This is a genomic window from Pseudomonas gingeri (genome assembly GCF_013386115.1).
Lineage (GTDB): Bacteria > Pseudomonadota > Gammaproteobacteria > Pseudomonadales > Pseudomonadaceae > Aquipseudomonas > Aquipseudomonas gingeri.
In genome coordinates, this window is sequence record NZ_JACAOR010000006.1 from 30,910 (window position 1) to 52,632 (window position 21,723).

The following is a 21,723-nucleotide window of genomic DNA, read 5'->3' on the forward strand; positions in this document are numbered from 1 at the left end:
GCGCTAGCCGTCAAGCGGGTCATGCTTTATTATCCAGCATCTTTTTCAGACCATCGATAGGCGTGCGGCCCTTTACCGCGGGCAGATGGCACGCAGGAAGCCCGGACTAATAAGATGGCATTGAAATCCCCCGCGTTTCGTAGAAAGTTTCCGTTGCTGGTCACCGGCGGTTTGCTGGCCCTGCAACCTTTAGCCACTTCGTTCGTCGTCGCTGCTGAACAGTATGACTGTTCGGCCTCAGCTTCGGGCGCCTGGAGCTGTGCGCCCAAGGCGACCACCGCCCAGTTGCCACCACGTCCCGTGCATGAAGCGGGCTCGGTCGGCGGCAGCACCGAGGCCACGGCTGACAGCGGTTCCGGCGGCGATTCCGCACCGGCGACCAAACTGGTCACCGAAGCCAAGGGCCGCGGCCTGAAATCGCGCAGTGCCGACTACAGCCACCTCGACTGGGTCCCACGCGAGAAGCTGACGCCTGCGCAATTGGCCGAAACCGGTCCTTACTGCTCTGGTTCCTATATCGAACCGATTCGTCCTGGCATGAATGACAAGACGAATAAAAGTGACGCGCCGACCTTTATCGGTGCCAAGGCTTCCCGTTACGAGCAGGACCAGCAGGTCGCCAGCCTGGCCGGCGACGTGGTCATGCGCCAGGGCAGCATGCAGGTCGAGGCCGACGAGGCAAGCCTGTACCAGGCGGAAAACCGTGGTGAGCTGAACGGCAACGTGCGTGTCCGCGACAACGGCGCCCTGCTGGTCGGCGATCACGCCGACGTGCAACTGGACACTGGCGAAGCCAAGGTCGACAACGCCGAATACGTTCTGCACAAGTCGCGTATCCGCGGTAGCGCGCTGTATGCCAAGCGTGCCGAAAACGCGATCATCCGTCTCAAGGACGGTACGTACACCACGTGCGAACCGAACAGCAACGCCTGGCAGCTCAAGGGCAACAACATCACCTTGAACCCGGCGACCGGTTTCGGCACCGCGACCAACGTGACACTGCGGGTCAAGGACATTCCGGTCCTGTACACGCCGTACATCTACTTCCCGATCGACGACCGTCGCCAGTCCGGCTTCCTGCCGCCGAGCTTCAGTTCGGGTGGCGATAGCGGCTTCACGTTTGTCACCCCGTACTACTTCAACCTGGCGCCGAACTACGACGCCACGTTGTACCCACGCTACATGACCAAGCGCGGCTTGTTGATGGAAGGCGAGTTCCGCTACCTGACCAAGTCCAGCGAAGGCCAGTTCGGCGGCGCGTACCTGAACGACGACAGCAATGATCGCTCGAAGCAGACCGACTCCGAAAAAACCCGCTACATGATCAACTGGCAGCACAAGGGTGGCCTGGATTCGCGTATACTGACCGAGGTCGACTACACCAAGATCAGCGACCCCTACTACTTCCAGGACCTGACAAGCGACCAGATCGGCGTCACCGATTCCAGCTCCTACGTCAACCAGCAAGGCGCCGTCAGCTACCGCGGCGACGACTACACCGCCCGGCTCAATGTGCAGGCCTACCAACTGGCCAGCGTATCGAACATCACGCCCTACAACCGGCTGCCGCAGATCACCTTCAACGGGACATTGCCTTACCACCCGGAAGGCCTGGATTTCACTTACGAGACTGAAGCGGTACGCTTCGAGCGCAGCCTGGAAAACGGCAACTTCTTCGACAAGGACGGCGGACCGTTCGATATCAACGGCAATGCCATCGGTACTCCTCGCCTGGACACCAACGTGGTGGGTCTGGCACGTGCCAACGGCACTCGCCTGAACCTCAAGCCGGGTGTCAGCCTGCCGATGAACTGGACCTATGGCTATATCACGCCATCGCTCAAGTACCAGTACACCAAGTATGACCTGGACCTGGGCTCCCAAGGCCGGGACGATCTGGTCAATAACACCAGCAACGCTTCGGCACTCGGCGAAACTTTCAACAGTTCGCAAAGTCGCGCCGTTCCTATCGCAAGCATCGACAGCGGCCTGTACTTCGACCGCAACACCAGTCTGTTTGGCACCAACTATCGCCAGACCCTGGAGCCGCGCCTGTTCTATCTCTATGTGCCGGAGAAAGACCAGAAGGACATCCCGGTCTTCGATACTGGTGAGTACAGCTTCAACTACGCCTCCCTGTTCCGCGACAACCGCTTCTCAGGGTCGGACCGCGTCGGCGACGAGAACAAGCTGTCCCTGGGTCTCACCAGCCGCTGGATCGAAGACAATGGCTTCGAACGTCAACGCGTGAGTATCGGCCAGGCGCTGTACTTCAAGGACCGTACCGTCCAGTTGCCGGGTGTCAATTACCGTACTCGCGCCGACGCCACCTCCAACGTTTCGCCCTACGCCCTGGAATACGCCTATCGCTTCAACCACGACTGGCGTGCGACGGCCGACTACAACTGGGACCCGGACAGCCACAGCCCGCGTTCCGGCAGCGCGATGTTCCACTACCAGCCTGAAGACAACCCGAACAAGGTCTTCAACGCCGGCTATCGCTATCGCAACGACCAGGTGATCTACAACCAGAACACCGGCCAATGGCAGTTCGGTGGCGACTACGGCACCCCGGGTACACCAGGCTTCGTGAAGGACTACTACAAGATCCAGCAGCACGACTTCTCGGTGATCTGGCCGATCGTGCCGCAGTGGAACGTCATCAGCCGCTGGCAGTACGACTACAACCGCAACCGTACGCTGGAAGCCTTCGGTGGTTTCGAGTACGACAACTGCTGCTGGAAACTGCGCCTGATCAACCGTTACTGGGTCAAGTATGACGAGTTCAGCCAGGACGCCCCGCAAAACGAGAAAGGCGACCATGGCATCTTCCTCCAAATTGTCCTGAAGGGACTCGGCGGCGTTACCGGCGCCAAGCTAGAGAGCTTCCTCGACAAAGGCATCCAAGGTTATCGTGAACGTGAAGATCAAGCTTTCTGATTGTCTGCGCCCGCTGATGCTGGGCGCGCTGGTCCTGAGTGCGGCGGTTCACGCCGCCGTGCAGCCCCTCGACAACGTCGTGGCGATCGTCGACAACGACGTGATCATGCAGAGCCAACTGGACCAGCGCGTCCACGAAGTCCAGCAGAGCATCGCCAAGCGTGGCGGTGGCGTGCCACCGACCAGCGTCCTGGACCAGCAGGTCCTCGAACGCCTGATCGTCGAGAACCTGCAACTGCAGATCGGCGAACGCTCCGGCATTCGCATCTCCGACGAGGAACTGAACCAGGCCATCGGCACCATTGCCCAGCGCAATAACATGTCGGTGGACCAGTTCAAGGCCGCGCTGGCCCACGACGGCCTCTCCTATGAGGACGCACGGGATCAGGTCCGCCGCGAAATGGTCATCAGCCGCGTGCGCCAGCGCCGCGTTGCCGAACGCATCCAGGTTTCCGAGCAGGAAGTGAAGAACTTCCTCGCCTCCGACCTGGGCAAGATGCAGCTCTCCGAAGAACTGCACCTGGCCAACATCCTTATCTCCACGCCGGACAGCGCCAGTTCGCAGGCGATCCAGGCCGCAGCGGCACAGGCCCAGGACGTCTACCGGCAGCTCAAGCAGGGTGCCGACTTCGCCCAACTGGCCATTGCCAAATCCGGCAGCGACAACGCCCTCGAAGGTGGCGACATGGGCTGGCGCAAGCCGGCGCAACTGCCGCCACCGTTCGACCATTTGCTGAGCAGCATGCCAGTCGGTGACATCACCGAACCGGCGCGTACTCCGGGTGGTTTCATCATCCTGAAGGTGCTGGAGAAGCGCGGCGGCGAAACCCAGATGCGCGACGAAGTCCATGTTCGTCACATCCTGATCAAGCCGAACGCCATTCGCAGCGAAGCCGAGACCCAGGCCCTGGCCCAGAAACTCTACGAGCGCATCCAGAATGGCGAAGACTTCGCCACCCTGGCCAAGAGCTTCTCGGAAGATCCGGGTTCGGCCCTCAACGGTGGCGACCTGAACTGGATCGACCCGAAGGTACTGGTTCCGGAGTTCCAGGAAGTGATGGCAAAAACGCCACAAGGCGTACTGTCCAAGCCGTTCAAGACCCAATACGGCTGGCACGTGCTGGAAGTCCTTGGCCGTCGCGCCACCGACAGCACCACGCAGGCACGCGAACAGCAGGCCATGACCGTGCTGCGTAACCGCAAGTACGATGAAGAGCTGCAAACCTGGCTGCGTCAGATCCGCGACGAAGCCTACGTTGAAATCAAGCTCCCTGGCGCAGACCAGGCGGCCCAGTGAAACCCAAGCGTTTCGCGTTGACACCCGGCGAGCCGGCGGGCATAGGTCCAGACCTTTGCCTGCTGCTCGCCTCGCAGCCCCAGCCTCATCCCCTGATTGCCATTACCAGTCGTGACCTGCTCGCCGAGCGGGCCGCGCAACTGGCCGTGGCCGTCGACCTGCTGGCGGTGGGGCCGGACAACTGGCCCGAACGACCGGCCCCGGCAGGCAGCCTGTATGTATGGGATACGCCGCTGGCGACCCAGGTCGTCGCCGGCAAGCTGGACAAGGCCAATGCGGCCTTTGTGCTGGAAACCCTGACCCGCGCCGGCCAGGGCTGCCTGGACGGCGATTTCGCCGGCATGATCACCGCCCCGGTCCACAAGGGCGTGATCAACGATTCCGGCATCGCGTTCTCCGGCCACACGGAGTTCCTCGCGGACCTGACCCACACGAGCCAGGTCGTCATGATGCTGGCCACCCGCGGATTGCGGGTGGCGCTGGTCACCACTCACCTGCCCTTGCGCCAGGTGGCGGACGCGATCACTCCCGAACGCCTGGAGCGCGTCACACGTATCCTGCATGCCGATCTCAAGGAAAAATTCGGCATTGCCCAACCGCGCATCCTGGTCTGCGGGCTCAACCCCCATGCCGGCGAAGGCGGCCATCTGGGCCACGAAGAGATCGACATCATCGAACCCACCCTGGAGCGTCTGCGCATCGAAGGCATGGATCTGCGTGGCCCGCTGCCCGCCGACACTCTGTTTACCCCCAAATATCTGGAGCACTGCGATGCAGTGCTGGCGATGTACCACGACCAGGGCCTGCCCGTACTGAAATACAAAGGTTTCGGCGCGGCAGTCAATGTGACCCTGGGCTTGCCGATCATCCGCACCTCGGTCGACCATGGCACCGCCCTGGATCTGGCCGGCAGCGGCAAAATCGACACCGGCAGCCTGCAAGTCGCCCTGGAAACCGCCTACCAGATGGCCGAGACCCGTTTATGAGCGAGCAATACCAACACCGGGCGCGCAAGCGTTTCGGGCAGAACTTCCTGCACGACGCCGGTGTGATCGACCGCATCCTGCGCGCCATCCATGCCAAGTCCGAGGACCGCCTGCTGGAGATCGGCCCGGGCCAGGGCGCCTTGACCGAAGGCTTGCTGGGCAGCGGTGCACAGCTGGACGTGGTTGAACTGGACAAGGACCTGATCCCGATCCTGAACCAGCAGTTCGCCGGCAAGGCGAACTTCAACCTGCATCAGGGCGATGCGCTGAAATTCGACTTCACCAGCCTGAATGCCGCGCCGAACAGCCTGCGAGTGGTCGGCAACCTGCCGTACAACATCTCCACGCCGCTGATTTTCCACCTGCTGCACAACGCCAGCCTGATCCGCGACATGCACTTCATGCTGCAAAAGGAAGTCGTCGAGCGCCTGGCCGCCGGCCCGGGTGGCGGCGACTGGGGTCGCCTGTCGATCATGGTCCAGTACCATTGCCGCGTGGAACACCTGTTCAATGTCGGCCCCGGCGCGTTCAATCCGCCACCGAAGGTCGATTCGGCGATTGTCCGCCTGGTGCCCCACGCCGTGCTACCGCACCCGGCCAAGGACCATCGCCTGCTTGAGCGGGTCGTTCGCGAAGCCTTCAACCAGCGTCGCAAGACCCTGCGCAACACGCTCAAGGCCCTGCTCAGCAGCGCCGAGATCGAAGCCGCCGGTGTCGATGGCAGCCTGCGTCCGGAACAACTGGATCTCGCCGCTTTCGTGCGCCTGGCCGACAAGCTCAGCGAACAGTCCGACACGGCAGCCGTCGCCGACTGACATAGCCTCATCGCGCCCGGGTACACCGCCGGATTCCATATCTGGCCTACTGCCCGGCACTTGACCTAGACTGAGCACCACCAGTCGTGTCTTCCGCTTTTGCTTCCAAGGCCTTTCGCATGTCCGATCCCCGCTACCAGGTCGACGTCAGCGTCGTCACCCGCTTCCTCGCTGAACAATCACAGCCCGAGCAGAACCGTTTCGCCTTTGCCTACACCATTACCGTGCAGAACAACGGCCAGCTCCCGGCCCGACTGCTCTCACGGCACTGGGTGATCACCGATGGCGACGGCCATGTCGAGGAAGTCCGTGGTGCCGGCGTGGTCGGCCAGCAGCCGCTGATCGAAGCCGGCGACAGCCACACCTACAGCAGCGGCACGGTGATGACGACCAAGGTCGGCAACATGCAGGGCAGCTACCAGATGCTCGCCGAGGACGGCCAGCACTTCGATGCGATCATCGCACCGTTCCGCCTGGCCGTACCCGGAGCCCTGCACTGATGGCGGTATACGCCGTTGGCGATCTGCAAGGCTGCCTGGAACCGCTCAAATGCCTGCTGGAGCGGGTCAGCTTCGACCCTGCACAGGATCGCCTGTGGCTGGTGGGCGACCTGGTCAATCGCGGCCCGCAATCCCTGGAAACCCTGCGCTTCCTTTATGGAATGCGTGAATCCCTGGTCTGCGTGCTCGGCAACCACGACCTGCACCTGCTGGCTGCCGCGCGGAACATCGAGCGCCTGAAGAAAAGCGACACCCTGCGCGAGATCCTCGACGCTGCCGATGGTCCGGAACTGCTCGACTGGTTGCGCCGGCAAAAACTGCTGCACCATGATCCGGAGCGCAACGTGGCCCTGGTCCATGCTGGCATTCCACCGCAATGGACGCTCAAGAAAGCCCTGAAGCTCGCCGCCGAGGTCGAAGAAGCCCTGCGCGACGATAATCTGTTCGCGCCGTTCCTGGACGGCATGTACGGCAACGAACCGAACAAGTGGGACGGCGATCTGCAAGGTGTCGCACGCCTGCGGGTGATCACCAACTACTTCACCCGCATGCGCTTCTGCACCGCCGAAGGCAAGCTCGACCTCAAGGGCAAGGAGGGCGCCGACACCGCGCCGGCCGGCTATGCCCCGTGGTTCAGCTACAAGGAACGCAAGACCCAGGGCCTGAAAATCATCTTCGGCCATTGGGCGGCCCTCGAAGGCCAGTGCGACGAGCCGGGGATCTTTGCCCTCGACACCGGTTGCGTCTGGGGCGGCGCCATGACCCTGATGAACGTCGATACCGACGAACGCCTGACCTGCAAATGTGACACCCAGGGCGGCGTCGCGCCGCCCCCGACCCTGGCCGAGCGATTCAGGGCCTGGCTCTATCGCTAAACTGTACGACCTACTCGCCCCAGACGGAGCCCATGATGAGCGAATTCAAACGCATTCCCCCCGAACAAGCCCAGGCCCTGCGCGAGCAAGGTGCCGTGGTCGTCGACGTCCGCGATCCGCAGGCGTTTGCCCAGAACCACATCAGCGGTTCCAAGCACCTGGACAACCACTCCCTGCACGATTTCATCGCCAAGGCCGACCTCGACCAACCCCTGGTGGTGTGCTGCTACCACGGCAATTCCAGCCAGGGTGCGGCGGCCTATCTGGTCAGCCAGGGCTTCTCCGAGGTCTACAGCCTGGACGGCGGCTTCGAACTGTGGCGTACGACCTTTCCGTCGGAAACAGCCCAGGATAATTCCGAATAATTTTTTTCTTTCGCTCCAGCCCGCGCCAATAGCGGGCTAGAGCGTTTGCTGACGAACGGTCAGGCGCAACTAATTGCGCATCTCACCTTGATCTCCCGGATTCCGAACTATCCTTAAGCCCAGGCCATCCAAATCAGGGGAGAGCCGGTACACCGGCGTACGGGTCATCGGTAGTAATTTTCAAGGCTATCGTCGCCTTGGAGGTGTTCTGGGGGGTAAACAGCAACTGTTCCGCGGTTGCATGCCAGCACTTGACTGACTGATCCGGCACCGGCTCCAAGTATCGAGCGAGGTGACGTCATGAGCATATTCAGCCATTTCCAACAACGCTTCGAATCCACACGGCAAGAAGAACTCACGCTGCAGGAGTATCTCGAGCTGTGCAAAAAGGATCGCAGCGCCTACGCGTCGGCAGCCGAAAGGCTGCTACTGGCAATCGGCGAACCCGAACTGCTGGACACGTCCACCAACTCACGGTTGTCGCGCATCTTCTCCAACAAGGTGATCCGTCGCTATCCGGCCTTTGAAGACTTCCACGGGATGGAAGAATGCATCGACCAGATCGTTTCGTATTTCCGCCACGCCGCCCAGGGCCTGGAAGAGAAGAAACAGATCCTCTACCTGCTCGGTCCCGTCGGGGGCGGCAAGTCATCCCTGGCCGAGAAACTGAAACAGCTGATCGAGAAAGTCCCCTTCTATGCCATCAAGGGCTCGCCGGTCTTCGAGTCGCCGCTGGGTCTGTTCAACGCCACGGAAGATGGCGCGATCCTCGAGGAAGACTTCGGTATCCCCCGCCGCTACCTGAACACCATCATGTCGCCCTGGGCCACCAAGCGCCTGGCCGAATTCGGCGGCGACATCAGTCAGTTCCGCGTGGTCAAGCTCTACCCTTCGATCCTCAACCAGATCGGCGTGGCCAAGACCGAGCCGGGCGACGAGAACAACCAGGACATCTCCGCGCTCGTGGGCAAGGTCGATATCCGCAAGCTGGAAGAGTTCCCGCAGAACGACGCCGATGCCTACAGCTATTCGGGCGCACTGTGCCGGGCCAACCAGGGCTTGATGGAATTCGTGGAAATGTTCAAGGCACCGATCAAGGTGCTCCACCCGCTGCTGACCGCGACCCAGGAAGGCAACTACAACAGTACCGAAGGCCTCGGCGCGATTCCGTTCACCGGGATCCTGCTGGCCCACTCCAACGAATCGGAGTGGCACACCTTCCGCAACAACAAGAACAACGAAGCCTTCATCGACCGGATCTACATCGTCAAGGTCCCGTACTGCCTGCGGGTCAGCGACGAAGTGAAGATCTACGACAAGCTGCTGTTCAACAGCTCCCTGGCCAAGGCCCACTGCGCCCCCGACACCCTGAAGATGCTCGCCCAGTTCACCGTGCTCTCGCGCCTCAAGGAGCCGGAAAACTCGAACATCTACTCGAAAATGCGGGTCTACGACGGCGAAAATCTCAAGGACACCGATCCGAAGGCCAAGTCGATCCAGGAATACCGCGACAGCGCGGGCGTCGACGAAGGCATGAACGGCCTGTCGACCCGCTTCGCCTTCAAGATCCTGTCGAAGGTCTTCAACTTCGATCCCCATGAAATCGCCGCCAACCCGGTACACCTGCTGTACGTGCTGGAGCAGCAGATCGAACAGGAACAGTTCCAGGCCGAAACCCGCGAGCGCTACCTGCGCTTCCTCAAGGAATACCTGGCGCCACGCTATATCGAGTTCATCGGCAAGGAAATCCAGACCGCGTACCTGGAGTCCTACAGCGAGTACGGCCAGAACATCTTCGATCGTTATGTGCTGTACGCCGACTTCTGGATCCAGGACCAGGAATACCGCGACCCGGAAACCGGCGAAATCCTCAATCGCGTCGCCCTGAACGAGGAACTGGAAAAAATCGAAAAACCGGCCGGCATCAGCAATCCGAAGGATTTCCGCAACGAGATCGTCAACTTCGTCCTGCGCGCCCGGGCCAACAACAATGGCAAGAACCCGACCTGGCTCAGCTACGAGAAGCTGCGGGTGGTGATCGAGAAGAAAATGTTCTCCAACACCGAGGACCTGCTGCCGGTCATCAGCTTCAACGCCAAGGCCAGCAAGGAGGACCAGCAGAAACACAACGACTTCGTCACACGCATGGTCGAACGCGGCTACACCGACAAACAGGTACGCCTGCTCTCCGAGTGGTACCTGCGGGTCAGGAAGTCGCAGTAAAGGCAGCTGCAAGCGCCAGGCTGCAGGTCCCGGGCACGTTGCCGAACGTGCCTGCGACCGTCGCGGCCGACCGCTTGTCTTTAAGCTTCCAGCCTGCCGCTGGAAGCTTGTAACTTGAAGCTGCCCGGAGGGCTCCCCATGAGCTATGTGATCGACCGACGTCTCAATGGCAAGAACAAGAGCACGGTGAACCGTCAGCGCTTCCTGCGGCGTTATCGTGACCATATCAAAAAGGCGGTCGAGGAAGCCGTGAGCCGCCGTTCCATCACCGATATGGAACACGGCGAGCAGATCAGCATTCCCGGTCGCGATATCGATGAGCCGGTACTGCACCATGGTCGTGGCGGCAAACAGACCGTGGTCCATCCCGGCAACAAGGAATTCACCAGCGGCGAACATATCCCCCGGCCGCCGGGCGGAGGCGGTGGGCGCGGTCCCGGCAAGGCCGGCAACTCCGGCGAAGGGATGGACGAGTTCGTCTTCCAGATCACCCAGGAAGAATTCCTCGAATTCATGTTCGAAGACCTGGAGCTGCCGAACCTGGTCAAACGCAATCTCACCGGCACCGACACCTTCAAGACCGTCCGCGCCGGGATCAGCAACGAAGGCAACCCTTCGCGCATCAATATCATCCGGACCCTGCGCTCGGCCCATGCGCGGCGGATCGCCCTGTCCGGCAGCAGTCGCGCGAAACTCAAGGAGGCCAAGGCCGAACTTGAGCGACTGAGACGCGAAGAACCGGACAATTTCGGCGATATCCAGGAAATCGAGGCAGAAATCGAGAAACTCAGCGCACGCATTCATCGCGTGCCGTTCCTCGATACCTTCGACCTGAAATACAACCTGCTGGTCAAGCAACCCAACCCCAGCTCCAAGGCCGTGATGTTCTGCCTGATGGACGTCTCCGGCTCCATGACCCAAGCCACCAAGGATATCGCCAAGCGCTTCTTCATCCTGCTGTACCTGTTCCTCAAGCGGAACTACGACAAGATCGAAGTGGTGTTCATCCGCCATCACACCAGCGCCCGGGAAGTGGACGAGGAGGAGTTCTTCTATTCGCGGGAAACCGGCGGCACCATCGTCTCCAGCGCCCTGAAGCTGATGCAGGAGATCATGGCCGAGCGCTACCCGACCAATGAATGGAACATCTACGCGGCCCAAGCCTCCGACGGCGACAACTGGAACGACGACTCGCCGATCTGCCGCGATATCCTGATCAACCAGATCATGCCGTTCGTGCAGTACTACACTTACGTAGAGATCACCCCCCGCGAACACCAGGCCCTGTGGTACGAATACGAGCGCATCAGCGAGGCGTTCAGCGATACGTTTGCCCAGCAGCAGCTGGTGTCGGCCGGCGATATCTATCCGGTCTTCCGTGAACTCTTCCAGCGCAGGTTAGTGACATGACCGCCAGAGAGCAGAAACAACAGAGGCGCCAACCCATTTCCACCGGTTCGGAATGGACGTTCGAGCTGATCCAGGCCTACGACCGCGAAATCAGCCGTATCGCGGAACGTTATGCCCTGGACACCTACCCCAACCAGATCGAAGTGATCACCGCCGAGCAGATGATGGATGCCTATGCCTCGGTGGGCATGCCCCTGGGCTACCACCACTGGTCCTACGGCAAGCACTTCCTCAGCACGGAAAAGTCCTACAGCCGGGGCCAGATGGGCCTGGCCTACGAAATCGTGATCAACTCCGACCCCTGCATCGCCTACCTGATGGAGGAAAACACCATCTGCATGCAGGCACTGGTGGTGGCCCATGCCTGTTACGGCCATAACAGCTTCTTCAAGGGCAACTACCTGTTCCGGACCTGGACCGATGCCAGCTCGATCATCGATTACCTGGTCTTCGCCAAGCAGTACATCATGCAATGCGAGGAACGCCACGGCATCGATGCGGTGGAGGACCTGCTCGACTCCTGCCATGCCCTGATGAACTATGGCGTCGACCGCTACAAACGGCCTTACCCGATCTCCGCGGAAGAAGAACGGCGGCGGCAGAAGGATCGTGAAGAGCACCTGCAAAAGCAGATCAACGATCTGTGGCGCACCATTCCCAAGGGCGCGGACAAGTTCAGCGACAAGGACAATGCGCGCTTCCCCGCCGAACCCCAGGAAAACATCCTCTACTTCATCGAAAAACACGCACCGCTGCTGGAGCCGTGGCAACGGGAGATCGTGCGGATCGTGCGCAAGATCGCCCAGTACTTCTATCCGCAGCGCCAGACCCAGGTGATGAACGAAGGCTGGGCGACGTTCTGGCACTACACCCTGATGAACGACCTCTACGACGAAGGGCTGGTCACCGAGGGCTTCATGATGGAGTTCCTCACCTCCCACACCAGCGTGGTCTTCCAGCCCGGCTTCGACAGCCCCTACTACAGCGGGATCAACCCCTACGCCCTGGGCTTCGCCATGTACCGGGATATCCGGCGGATGTGCGAGGAACCGACGGAGGAGGATCGTCGCTGGTTCCCGGACCTGGCCGGCAGCGACTGGCTGTCCAGCATCAAGTTCGCCATGAGCAGCTTCAAGGACGAGAGTTTTATCCTGCAGTACCTGTCGCCCAAGGTGATCCGCGACCTCAAGCTGTTCAGCATCCTCGACGACGACCAGCGCGACGACCTGCTGGTCCCGGCCATCCATGACGAAGGCGGCTACAGGACCATTCGGGAAACCCTTGCCGCGCAATACAACCTCGGTAACCGCGAACCCAACGTGCAGATCTGGAGCATCGACCGTCGTGGCGACCGCTCCCTGACCCTGCGCCACCAACAGCACGACCGCAAACCCCTGGGCGACTCGACGGAGGAAGTACTCAAGCACCTGCACCGCCTCTGGGGCTTCGACATCCACCTGGAAACCCTGCAGGGCGACCAGATCATGAAGACCCACCATGTCCCGCCCAGAGGCGAGCACAGCGAAGGCGAATACGGTCGACTGGACCTGGCCGTCATTCACCTCTGAGCACACACGATGCCTCCGTTGGCCGGACACACAGGTTATCCTGTCGCGCTAACGGAGGTTTTTCATGCAGATCTATAAAGTCGGCGGCGCGGTTCGCGATCGCCTGCTGGGCCAACCCGTCACCGATATCGACTGGGTCGTGGTCGGTGCAACCACTGAAGAGATGCTCGCCCAGGGTTTTCGCCCGGTCGGCGCCGATTTCCCGGTCTTTCTCCACCCCAGGAGCGGCGAGGAATATGCCCTGGCCCGCACCGAACGCAAAAGCGGACGCGGCTACGGCGGCTTTACTTTCCACGCCAGCCCCGAGGTCACCCTCGAAGAAGACCTGATCCGCCGCGACCTGACGATCAATGCCATGGCCGAGGACGACCATGGCAAGCTGACCGATCCCTATCATGGCCAACAGGATCTCGAAGCTCGCATACTCCGTCACGTTTCCCCCGCGTTCGCCGAAGATCCCCTGCGAGTCCTGCGCGTGGCCCGCTTTGCCGCACGCTACGCAGGCCTGGGCTTCAAGGTCGCACCGCAGACCCTGGCCCTGATGCACCAACTGGCTGAATCGGGCGAACTCCAGGCCCTGACACCCGAGCGCAGCTGGAAGGAAATTTCCCGCGCCCTGATGGAAGACCAGCCCCAGGTGTTTATCGAGGTACTGCGCGAGTGCGGTGCGTTGGCGGTACTGTTTCCCGAAGTCGATGCCCTGTTCGGTGTACCGCAACCCGAGGCTCACCACCCCGAAATCGACAGTGGCATCCACACCCTGAGCGTGCTGGAGCAGGCCGCCCGCCATCGGCAGCCATTAACCGTGCGCTGGGCCTGCCTGCTGCACGACCTGGGGAAAGGCCTCACGCCCGAGAGCGAATGGCCACGACACATCGCCCATGAGTTCAAGGGACTGAAACTGATCAAGGCGGTCAATGAACGCTACAAGGCCCCTCGCGACTGCCAGGAACTGGCCTTGCTGGTGGGCGAATACCACACCCACGGTCATCGCGCCCTGGAGCTGAAGCCCTCGACCTTGCTGGAACTGTTGCAGAGCTTCGACGTTTATCGCCGCCCGCAACGCTTCGAGGAATTTATCGCCGCCTGCGAGATGGATGCCCGGGGTCGCCAGGGCCTCGAACAGCGGGATTATCCGCAGGCCGATTATTTACGCGGTGCGGCGGCGGTCGCCAAGGCCGTCGCGGTTCAGCCGCTGCTGGAAAAAGGCTTCAAAGGCCCTGAGTTGGGTGAAGCCCTCAAGCGCGAGCGGCTGAAAGCCATCAAGGCCTACAAAGAAAAGAGTGTTGGCTGAAACGCGAATCCGGTAGGAGCTGGCTTGCTGGCGATGGCGGCCAAATAGGCATCACAAGGCTCTAGGCCCTCATCGCTGGCAAGCCAGCTCCTACAAGGATCGCGCGGGCCGTGATGACGAGGTCAAGCCGGCCCTTGCAACAGATCCGTGGGGGTCAACCGGGTACCACGCCACTCGAACGCAACCGGCGCCAACACCTGGTCGATACCCGCTTCCTGCCATAGCGCGGCAAAGCTCCTGCCCACTTCAGGATGCAGCTTTGTCGGCGCGATCAACGACAATGGCCACAAGACAAAGGCATTTTTCAGAATTTCCGCACGGGGCAGGATCAACCCATCGAAATTCCCCACCTGCTCGCCATACAGCAAGACATCGATATCCAGCGGCAGGCCCTTGCGGTCCGGCGCATACCGACCGTTGTCGGCCTCGATGAACTTCAACCGGCGATCCAGCTCCAGCAACGGCAGGTCGGTCACTGCCGACACCACCAGATTGAAGAACGGCCCGCTCTTGATCCCCACCGGCTGGCTTTCGAACACCGGCGAGCAACGAATATCCAGCAGAAAGCCGGACAGCGCATCAAGGCCGGCGCACAAGTGGGTTTCGCGCTCGATATTGCTGCCGAGCCCGAGATAAACCTGAGTTAGCGACATCCGCGCTCGATCTCCACGCCCACGCCCCTGGCGGCCGCGACGGCACCCGGCTTGGTCAGCTTGAGGTGCAACCAGGGGATCTGGAACTCGCTCATCAGCACTTCGGCCAGGCGCTCGGCGAAGGTTTCCACCAGCTGGAACTGCGATTGCCCGGCAAAGGCCTGGATACGCGCCGATACGCTGGCATAGTCGAGCGCCAGGGTCAGGTCGTCACCCGCGGCCGCCGGACGGTTGTCCCAGGCGAAACTGAGGTCAAGACGCAGGCACTGCTTGATGCCGCGCTCCCAGTCATAGGCACCGATCACGGTGTCGACTTCCAGGCCCTCGATAAACACTCTGTCCAAGCGCTCTTCTCCACAGCACGACAAGGGCGCAATGCGCCGTTAGAATCAGGGCGTCCTCGCCCGGAATAGTTAGCATGTTTTGGTTACTGGCGATCCTCGCCTACCTGCTCGGCTCTCTGTCCTTTGCCATTTTGCTCAGCCGCCTGACCGGAAACCCCGATCCGCGAATGAGTGGCTCGGGCAATGCCGGCGCAACCAACATGCTGCGCCTGGCCGGCAAGAAGCTGGCGATCCTGACGCTGCTCGGCGACCTGCTCAAGGGCCTGCTGCCCGTGCTGATCGCCGGGCTCGCCGGGCTGTCACTGCAACAACAGGCCTGGGTCGGACTCTGCGCCGTCCTCGGCCATCTGTTCCCGCTCTACTTCCGCTTTCGCGGAGGCAAAGGCGTCGCGACGGCCGCCGGCATGCTGCTGGGGCTTTACCCACCTGCCGCCCTGCTGGCCATCGCCGCCTGGATCCTGACCTTCTACCTCACCCGCACCAGCTCGCTCGCGGCCTTGATCGCGACACCGCTGACCCTGCCGCTGCTGGCCTGGCAGGAACCGGCGGCGCTGTTGCCGATGAGCGTGCTGACCGGCCTGATCGTCTGGCGCCACCGTGGCAATCTACGCGACCTCTTTGCCGGTCGCGAACGACATTTCTGATCGTCGAGCGTGAAAACGCTTCAACCCGGTCGCTGGCCGGCCATCAAAGCGGCGACAGTTGCTCCATCGGCCAACGCGCCTGCACGCTGATCGCCAGGGTCTCCTGCTGCCCTGCCTGCAACCGCTGGCAACCGGCAAAGGCGATCATCGCGCCGTTATCGGTACAGAACTCGGGACGGGCGTAGAACACATTGCCCTGCATCTCACCGAGCATTTTCTCCAGCGACGCGCGCAAGGCCTTGTTGGCGCTGACGCCGCCGGCGATCACCAGGCGCTTCATGCCCGTCTGCTTCAATGCCCGCTTGCACTTGATGGTCAAAGTCTCCACCACTGCCTGCTGGAAGGCCAGCGAGATGTCGCAACGGGTTTGCTCACCGTCGTCCCCAGTGCTGACACACTGCTGCCAGGTGTTGAGCGCGAAGGTTTTCAGGCCACTGAAGCTGAACGCCAGGCCCGGCCGATCGCACATCGGCCGCGGAAAGACGAAACGTCCGGACACACCCTGCTCCGCCAGGCGGGCAATTTCCGGCCCGCCCGGATAATTGAGACCGATCATCTTCGCCGTCTTGTCGAAGGCCTCGCCGGCGGCATCGTCCAGGCTCTCGCCCAGCAGCTCGTACTGACCGATGCCATCGACACGAACCAACTGCGTATGACCGCCCGAGACCAGCAAGGCGACGAACGGGAACTCCGGCGGCTGCGCTTCCAGCATCGGCGCCAGCAGGTGGCCTTCCATGTGATGCACGCCCAGGGCCGGAATCCCCCAGGCAAAGGCCAGCGCCTGGGCACACGAAGCGCCGACCAGCAAGGCGCCGACCAGGCCCGGGCCGGCGGTATAGGCGATCGCATCGATCTCGGTCGGCACGCAGTCGGCCTCCGCCAGCACCTGGCGAATCAGCGGCAGCATGCGCTTGACGTGATCACGGGAGGCCAGCTCCGGCACCACGCCGCCGTAGGCCCGATGCAGGTCGATCTGACTGAACAGCGCATCGGCCAGGAGTCCGCGTTCACTGTCGTACAGCGCGACACCGGTTTCGTCGCAGGAAGTTTCCAATCCCAGTACTAGCATGGGTTTACGCCCTGAGGCTGAATTCGAAGGCGCGCATAATAGTCGCCACTCAGGGCCCCGACCAGCGGTTTTCGATCAGAGGCTTTGCATTCCTGACGTTGAGGGGTTAACATCCGCAACCCTTAAAAACCGACGATCTCCAGTGCGCTTTTGCCTGAGGACGTTGACCCCGGTAATGAATGAAGGTAGCTCTGGATGCCAGCCGTCAAAGTTAAAGAGAACGAACCCTTCGACGTAGCTCTGCGTCGTTTCAAGCGCTCCTGCGAAAAAGCCGGTGTTCTGGCTGAAGTTCGTAGCCGCGAATTTTACGAGAAGCCGACTTCCGAGCGTAAGCGCAAAGCAGCAGCTGCTGTCAAGCGTCACGCCAAGAAAGTTCAGCGCGAACAGCGCCGCGCCGTTCGTCTGTACTAATACACAGACGTTCGCTGCAAGCTTCTGCCAAGCCCGGCCCTCAGCCGGGCTAATGGCATTTGCGGATATCGCTTGATGCTTCACCGTCAAAGCCGCCGATGCGACCCAGACGAACCCGCTTCATCACGTCAGAACTGGCTTCTTGCCAGTGGTGCGCGTCTTTACTGACGAGCCTGCCAAGGCTACCGACGAGCACACCCTTTCCAGCTTGCGGCATTGCGTGGTCACCTTGACCTGCGGCGCGCCCGACAGCGACAGTTATAAATCGAAACCTGAAAGGCTGATTGAAATTAAGGTCAGTGAGTTTTCGGCAGATACACTTCCCGACGATGATTGAGCAGACGACGAATGATCGAGCAGCGCATATGCCTGCACGCCCCGACGACGTCCAGCCCCTTTCGGGATCTCCTTGCAGCGCAGCAACGACGAGAACGCCATGGCCGGGTTGATTCCCCAGAGCTTCATTGACGACCTTCTGAACCGCACCGACATTGTCGACGTGGTCAGCTCGCGCGTGCAAATGAAAAAGGCCGGCAAGAACTACACCGCCTGCTGCCCGTTCCACAAGGAAAAGACCCCGTCCTTCAGCGTCAGCCCGGACAAGCAGTTCTACTACTGCTTTGGCTGCGGCGCGGGAGGCAACGCCCTCGGCTTCATCATGGACCACGACAACCTGGACTTCCCCCAGGCCGTCGAGGAACTGGCGAAAGCCGCCGGCATGGAGATCCCCCGCGAGGAAAGCGGCCGGCCGCACAAGCCACGCCAGCCGACCGACTCGCCGCTCTACCCGCTGCTGACCGCGGCCGCCGACTTCTATCGCCAGGCACTGAAAAGCCACCCGGCGCGCAAAGCCGCCGTGGACTACCTCAAGGGCCGCGGCCTGACCGGGGAAATCGCCCGCGACTTCGGCCTGGGTTTTGCCCCGCCAGGCTGGGACAACCTGTTCAAACACCTGTCCAGCGACACGCTGCAACAGAAAGCCATGATCGACGCCGGCTTGTTGATCGAGAACGCCGAAACGGGCAAACGCTATGACCGCTTCCGCGATCGCGTGATGTTCCCGATCCGCGACAGCCGTGGCCGCATCATCGCCTTCGGCGGCCGGGTGCTCGGCGACGACAAGCCCAAGTACCTGAACTCGCCGGAAACCCCGGTGTTTCACAAGGGCCAGGAGCTCTACGGCCTGTTCGAGGCCCGCAAGAACAACCGCAACCTCGACGAGATCATCGTCGTCGAGGGCTACATGGACGTCATCGCCCTGGCCCAGCAAGGCCTGCGCAACGCCGTGGCGACGCTCGGCACCGCGACCAGCGAAGACCACATGAAGAAGCTGTTCCGCATCGTGCCCAACGTGCTGTTCTGCTTTGACGGCGACCAGGCCGGCCGCAATGCCGCCTGGCGCGCACTCGAGGCGACCCTGACCAGCCTGCAGGACGGACGGCGCGCGCGCTTCCTGTTCCTGCCCGAGGGCGAAGACCCGGACACCCTGGTCCGCGCGGAAGGCACCGACGCCTTCCGCGCGCGGATCAACCAGCACGCGCAACCGCTGGCCGACTACTTCTTCCAGCAACTGACCGAAGAAGCCGATCCGCGCTCGCTGGAAGGCAAGGCGCACATGGCCACCCTCGCCGCACCCCTGATCGACAAGATTCCCGGGGCGAACCTGAAGATCCTGATGCGCCAGCGCCTCACGGAAATCACCGGCCTGACCAACGAAACCGTCAGCCAGCTGGCCCACAGCGCCCCGCTGGACGCCCCGCCGCCGGCCTATGATCCCGGCATCGACTACGATGCCATCCCGGACTATTCGGACTACCACCAACCGCAGGAGGCCTATGCGCCCCAGCAGGAATGGACGCCGAAGAAACCGGGCGCCGGCGGCAAGAAATGGGACAAGAAACCCTGGGACAAGAACGGCAAGCGCGGCGGCGATCGCGACCAGCCACGTGCCCCGAGAGTCCCGGCCGCCGTCGAACCACCGACCCTGACCGCCTTGCGGACCCTGGTCCACCATCCGCAACTGGCCGAGAAGGTCGAGACCGCCGGTCACTTCGCGGATGAAGACAACACCAATACACAGCTTCTGGTGGCCTTGCTCGAAGCCGTGCAAAAGAATCCTAAGCTAAGCTCATTTCAGTTGATCTCACGTTGGCACGGCACCGAACAGGGCCGATTGCTGACCCGCCTGGCGGAAAAGGAGTGGCTGATCGAGGGAGAAAACCTTGAACAACAGTTTTTCGACACCATAACTAGCTTGTCAGCCCGCCAGCGCGAGCGAAAGCTGGAACAACTTCTCAGGAAATCGCGGCAAAGCGAGTTGAGCGCCGAAGAGAAATCTTTGTTGCTTGACCTGCTAAAACGCAATCTTCCTGCATCAAACCCGACCTCAACTGGCGCGTGAGGTCATAGCTCGGGTATAATCCTCGGCTTGTTTTTTGCCCGCCAAGACCTTCAGTGGATAGGGTGTTATGTCCGGAAAAGCGCAACAGCAGTCTCGCCTCAAAGAGTTGATCAGCCGTGGTCGTGAGCAGGGTTACCTGACTTACGCGGAGGTCAACGACCACCTGCCGGAGGATATTTCAGATCCGGAACAGGTGGAAGACATCATCCGCATGATCAACGACATGGGGATCAACGTATTCGAGAGTGCTCCGGATGCGGATGCCCTTTTGTTGGCCGAAGCCGACACCGACGAAGCAGCCGCCGAAGAAGCAGCTGCGGCGTTGGCGGCCGTGGAAACCGACATTGGTCGCACTACCGACCCAGTGCGCATGTACATGCGCGAAATGGGCACGGTGGAGCTGCTCACACGTGAAGGCGAAATCGAAATCGCCAAGCGTATCGAAGAGGGCATCCGTGAAGTGATGGGCGCAATCGCGCACTTCCCCGGCACGGTTGAACACATCCTCTCCGAGTACACTCGCGTCACCACCGAAGGTGGCCGCCTGTCCGACGTCCTCAGCGGTTATATCGACCCGGACGACGGCATTGCGCCGCCTGCTGCCGAAGTTCCACCGCCCATCGATGCCAAGGCCGCGAAAGCGGACGATGACAGCGACGACGATGAAGCCGAAGCCAGTGACGACGAAGAAGAAGCCGAAAGCGGTCCCGATCCGGTCATCGCCGCACAGCGCTTCGGCGCCGTGGCCGATCAGATGGAGATCACCCGCAAGGCCCTGAAAAAGCACGGTCGCCACAACAAGGCGGCAATCGCCGAACTGTTGGCCCTGGCCGACCTGTTCATGCCGATCAAACTGGTGCCGAAGCAATTCGAAGGCCTGGTCGAGCGTGTTCGCAGCGCCCTGGATCGCCTGCGTCAGCAAGAGCGCGCCATCATGCAGCTGTGCGTGCGTGATGCCCGCATGCCGCGTGCCGATTTCCTGCGCCAGTTCCCGGGCAACGAAATCGACGAAAGCTGGACCGATGCCCTGGCCAAAGGCAAGAGCAAGTACGCCGAAGCCATCGGCCGCCTGCAGCCGGACATCGTCCGTTGCCAGCAGAAGCTGACCGCACTCGAGGCCGAGACCGGCCTGACGATTGCCGAGATCAAGGACATCAACCGTCGCATGTCGATCGGCGAGGCCAAGGCCCGTCGCGCGAAGAAAGAGATGGTCGAAGCCAACTTGCGTCTGGTGATCTCCATCGCCAAGAAGTACACCAACCGTGGCCTGCAGTTCCTCGACCTGATCCAGGAAGGCAACATCGGCTTGATGAAAGCGGTGGACAAGTTCGAATACCGTCGTGGCTACAAGTTCTCGACCTATGCCACCTGGTGGATCCGTCAGGCGATCACTCGCTCGATCGCCGACCAGGCCCGCACCATCCGTATTCCGGTGCACATGATCGAGACGATCAACAAGCTCAACCGTATTTCCCGGCAGATGCTGCAGGAAATGGGTCGCGAACCGACGCCGGAAGAGCTGGGCGAACGCATGGAAATGCCTGAGGACAAGATCCGCAAGGTATTGAAGATCGCCAAAGAGCCGATCTCCATGGAAACCCCGATCGGTGATGACGAAGACTCTCATCTGGGTGACTTCATCGAAGACTCGACCATGCAGTCGCCAATCGATGTCGCCACTGTCGAGAGCCTCAAGGAAGCGACCCGCGAAGTCCTTTCCGGCCTCACTGCCCGTGAAGCCAAGGTCCTGCGCATGCGCTTCGGCATCGACATGAATACCGACCACACCCTCGAGGAAGTCGGCAAGCAGTTCGATGTCACCCGCGAGCGGATTCGTCAGATCGAAGCCAAGGCGCTGCGTAAGCTGCGCCACCCGACGAGAAGCGAGCATCTGCGCTCCTTCCTCGACGAGTAACATCAAAACCCCC

The 21,723-nt window shown here is 61.4% G+C and carries 19 protein-coding genes; 16 read left to right on the top strand and 3 right to left on the bottom strand.

Annotation, left to right across the window (positions count from 1 at the left end; all coding sequences use genetic code 11):
- Window positions 1-114: 114 nt before the first annotated feature.
- The 11 genes from HX881_RS11920 to HX881_RS11970 all read left to right on the top strand — a co-directional run bounded on the left by HX881_RS11920 (window position 115) and on the right by HX881_RS11970 (window position 14,273).
- Window positions 115-2,940, top strand: coding sequence for an LPS-assembly protein LptD (locus tag HX881_RS11920; RefSeq protein ID WP_177084628.1), 2,826 nt, complete (start codon window positions 115-117; stop codon window positions 2,938-2,940).
- A complete protein-coding gene (locus HX881_RS11925; protein ID WP_042936631.1) occupies window positions 2,921-4,237 on the top strand; it encodes a peptidylprolyl isomerase in 1,317 nt (438 codons plus the stop codon). The genes HX881_RS11920 and HX881_RS11925 overlap by 20 nt, the downstream gene beginning before the upstream one ends.
- Window positions 4,234-5,223 carry a 4-hydroxythreonine-4-phosphate dehydrogenase PdxA gene (gene pdxA, locus HX881_RS11930; RefSeq protein WP_177084630.1) on the top strand — a complete coding sequence of 330 codons (990 nt, stop codon included), beginning with the start codon at window positions 4,234-4,236 and terminating at the stop codon, window positions 5,221-5,223. Before HX881_RS11925 ends, pdxA begins: the two co-directional genes overlap by 4 nt.
- Window positions 5,220-6,038 (top strand): 16S rRNA (adenine(1518)-N(6)/adenine(1519)-N(6))-dimethyltransferase RsmA, encoded by an 819-nt coding sequence (gene rsmA / locus HX881_RS11935; RefSeq protein ID WP_177084632.1) that lies wholly within the window; start codon window positions 5,220-5,222, stop codon window positions 6,036-6,038. The genes pdxA and rsmA overlap by 4 nt, the downstream gene beginning before the upstream one ends.
- A gap of 119 nt (window positions 6,039-6,157) precedes the next feature.
- A complete protein-coding gene (gene apaG, locus HX881_RS11940; protein ID WP_017128686.1) occupies window positions 6,158-6,538 on the top strand; it encodes a Co2+/Mg2+ efflux protein ApaG in 381 nt (126 codons plus the stop codon).
- The gene (locus tag HX881_RS11945; RefSeq protein WP_017128687.1) at window positions 6,538-7,413 is read left to right on the top strand and encodes a symmetrical bis(5'-nucleosyl)-tetraphosphatase; all 876 of its coding nucleotides are present in this window, start codon (window positions 6,538-6,540) and stop codon (window positions 7,411-7,413) included. The genes apaG and HX881_RS11945 overlap by 1 nt, the downstream gene beginning before the upstream one ends.
- Before the next feature lie 35 nt (window positions 7,414-7,448).
- Complete coding sequence (gene glpE / locus HX881_RS11950; RefSeq protein WP_017128688.1) at window positions 7,449-7,778, top strand: thiosulfate sulfurtransferase GlpE; 330 nt, start codon at window positions 7,449-7,451, stop codon at window positions 7,776-7,778.
- A gap of 300 nt (window positions 7,779-8,078) precedes the next feature.
- On the top strand, window positions 8,079-10,001 hold the full coding sequence (locus tag HX881_RS11955) for a PrkA family serine protein kinase (protein WP_017128689.1): 1,923 nt from the start codon (window positions 8,079-8,081) through the stop codon (window positions 9,999-10,001).
- Window positions 10,002-10,139: 138 nt separating this feature from the next.
- Window positions 10,140-11,411 (top strand): YeaH/YhbH family protein, encoded by a 1,272-nt coding sequence (locus HX881_RS11960; RefSeq protein ID WP_017128690.1) that lies wholly within the window; start codon window positions 10,140-10,142, stop codon window positions 11,409-11,411.
- A complete protein-coding gene (locus HX881_RS11965) occupies window positions 11,408-12,979 on the top strand; it encodes a SpoVR family protein (RefSeq protein ID WP_017128691.1) in 1,572 nt (523 codons plus the stop codon). Before HX881_RS11960 ends, HX881_RS11965 begins: the two co-directional genes overlap by 4 nt.
- A 64-nt stretch (window positions 12,980-13,043) precedes the next feature.
- Window positions 13,044-14,273: a multifunctional CCA addition/repair protein gene (locus tag HX881_RS11970; RefSeq protein WP_177084634.1), complete on the top strand. Its 1,230-nt coding sequence runs from the start codon at window positions 13,044-13,046 to the stop codon at window positions 14,271-14,273.
- A 122-nt stretch (window positions 14,274-14,395) separates the two neighbouring features.
- On the opposite strand, the gene folK is transcribed toward HX881_RS11970, so the two are convergent.
- Together folK and folB are read right to left on the bottom strand one after the other, a co-directional pair.
- Entirely contained in the window at window positions 14,396-14,926 is a 531-nt protein-coding gene (gene folK / locus HX881_RS11975) for a 2-amino-4-hydroxy-6-hydroxymethyldihydropteridine diphosphokinase (protein WP_017128693.1), read from the bottom strand.
- Complete coding sequence (folB, locus tag HX881_RS11980) at window positions 14,917-15,270, bottom strand: dihydroneopterin aldolase (protein ID WP_017128694.1); 354 nt, start codon at window positions 15,268-15,270, stop codon at window positions 14,917-14,919. Before folB ends, folK begins: the two co-directional genes overlap by 10 nt.
- A gap of 74 nt (window positions 15,271-15,344) precedes the next feature.
- Between folB and plsY the strand changes: the two genes are divergently transcribed.
- On the top strand, window positions 15,345-15,914 hold the full coding sequence (gene plsY, locus HX881_RS11985) for a glycerol-3-phosphate 1-O-acyltransferase PlsY (RefSeq protein WP_017128695.1): 570 nt from the start codon (window positions 15,345-15,347) through the stop codon (window positions 15,912-15,914).
- A gap of 43 nt (window positions 15,915-15,957) precedes the next feature.
- Here plsY and tsaD read toward each other — a convergent pair whose 3' ends face one another.
- Window positions 15,958-16,983, bottom strand: a complete 1,026-nt coding sequence (gene tsaD / locus HX881_RS11990; protein ID WP_177084636.1) for a tRNA (adenosine(37)-N6)-threonylcarbamoyltransferase complex transferase subunit TsaD — start codon at window positions 16,981-16,983, stop codon at window positions 15,958-15,960.
- A gap of 195 nt (window positions 16,984-17,178) precedes the next feature.
- Between tsaD and rpsU the strand changes: the two genes are divergently transcribed.
- The 4 genes from rpsU (at window position 17,179) to rpoD (ending at window position 21,710) form a co-directional block, all read left to right on the top strand.
- A complete protein-coding gene (gene rpsU / locus HX881_RS11995; RefSeq protein ID WP_002551877.1) occupies window positions 17,179-17,394 on the top strand; it encodes a 30S ribosomal protein S21 in 216 nt (71 codons plus the stop codon).
- A gap of 142 nt (window positions 17,395-17,536) precedes the next feature.
- Window positions 17,537-17,731 carry a hypothetical protein gene (locus HX881_RS12000; RefSeq protein ID WP_146049139.1) on the top strand — a complete coding sequence of 65 codons (195 nt, stop codon included), beginning with the start codon at window positions 17,537-17,539 and terminating at the stop codon, window positions 17,729-17,731.
- Between the two features lie 99 nt (window positions 17,732-17,830).
- Window positions 17,831-19,795: a DNA primase gene (gene dnaG, locus HX881_RS12005; RefSeq protein ID WP_177084770.1), complete on the top strand. Its 1,965-nt coding sequence runs from the start codon at window positions 17,831-17,833 to the stop codon at window positions 19,793-19,795.
- Window positions 19,796-19,862: 67 nt separating this feature from the next.
- Entirely contained in the window at window positions 19,863-21,710 is a 1,848-nt protein-coding gene (gene rpoD, locus HX881_RS12010; RefSeq protein WP_017128699.1) for an RNA polymerase sigma factor RpoD, read from the top strand.
- Window positions 21,711-21,723 lie beyond the last annotated feature (13 nt).

What these genes read in the sequence shown, in the direction of transcription:
- HX881_RS11920 (WP_177084628.1), top strand. Translation starts at nt 115, where the DNA reads ATGGCATTGAAATCCCCCGCGTTTCGTAGAAAGTTTCCGTTGCTGGTC.
- rsmA (WP_177084632.1), top strand. Translation starts at nt 5,220, where the DNA reads ATGAGCGAGCAATACCAACACCGGGCGCGCAAGCGTTTCGGGCAGAAC.
- apaG (WP_017128686.1), top strand. Translation starts at nt 6,158, where the DNA reads ATGTCCGATCCCCGCTACCAGGTCGACGTCAGCGTCGTCACCCGCTTC.
- HX881_RS11945 (WP_017128687.1), top strand. Translation starts at nt 6,538, where the DNA reads ATGGCGGTATACGCCGTTGGCGATCTGCAAGGCTGCCTGGAACCGCTC.
- glpE (WP_017128688.1), top strand. Translation starts at nt 7,449, where the DNA reads ATGAGCGAATTCAAACGCATTCCCCCCGAACAAGCCCAGGCCCTGCGC.
- HX881_RS11955 (WP_017128689.1), top strand. Translation starts at nt 8,079, where the DNA reads ATGAGCATATTCAGCCATTTCCAACAACGCTTCGAATCCACACGGCAA.
- HX881_RS11960 (WP_017128690.1), top strand. Translation starts at nt 10,140, where the DNA reads ATGAGCTATGTGATCGACCGACGTCTCAATGGCAAGAACAAGAGCACG.
- HX881_RS11965 (WP_017128691.1), top strand. Translation starts at nt 11,408, where the DNA reads ATGACCGCCAGAGAGCAGAAACAACAGAGGCGCCAACCCATTTCCACC.
- HX881_RS11970 (WP_177084634.1), top strand. Translation starts at nt 13,044, where the DNA reads ATGCAGATCTATAAAGTCGGCGGCGCGGTTCGCGATCGCCTGCTGGGC.
- folK (WP_017128693.1), bottom strand. Translation starts at nt 14,926, where the DNA reads ATGTCGCTAACTCAGGTTTATCTCGGGCTCGGCAGCAATATCGAGCGC.
- plsY (WP_017128695.1), top strand. Translation starts at nt 15,345, where the DNA reads ATGTTTTGGTTACTGGCGATCCTCGCCTACCTGCTCGGCTCTCTGTCC.
- tsaD (WP_177084636.1), bottom strand. Translation starts at nt 16,983, where the DNA reads ATGCTAGTACTGGGATTGGAAACTTCCTGCGACGAAACCGGTGTCGCG.
- rpsU (WP_002551877.1), top strand. Translation starts at nt 17,179, where the DNA reads ATGCCAGCCGTCAAAGTTAAAGAGAACGAACCCTTCGACGTAGCTCTG.
- dnaG (WP_177084770.1), top strand. Translation starts at nt 17,831, where the DNA reads ATGGCCGGGTTGATTCCCCAGAGCTTCATTGACGACCTTCTGAACCGC.
- rpoD (WP_017128699.1), top strand. Translation starts at nt 19,863, where the DNA reads ATGTCCGGAAAAGCGCAACAGCAGTCTCGCCTCAAAGAGTTGATCAGC.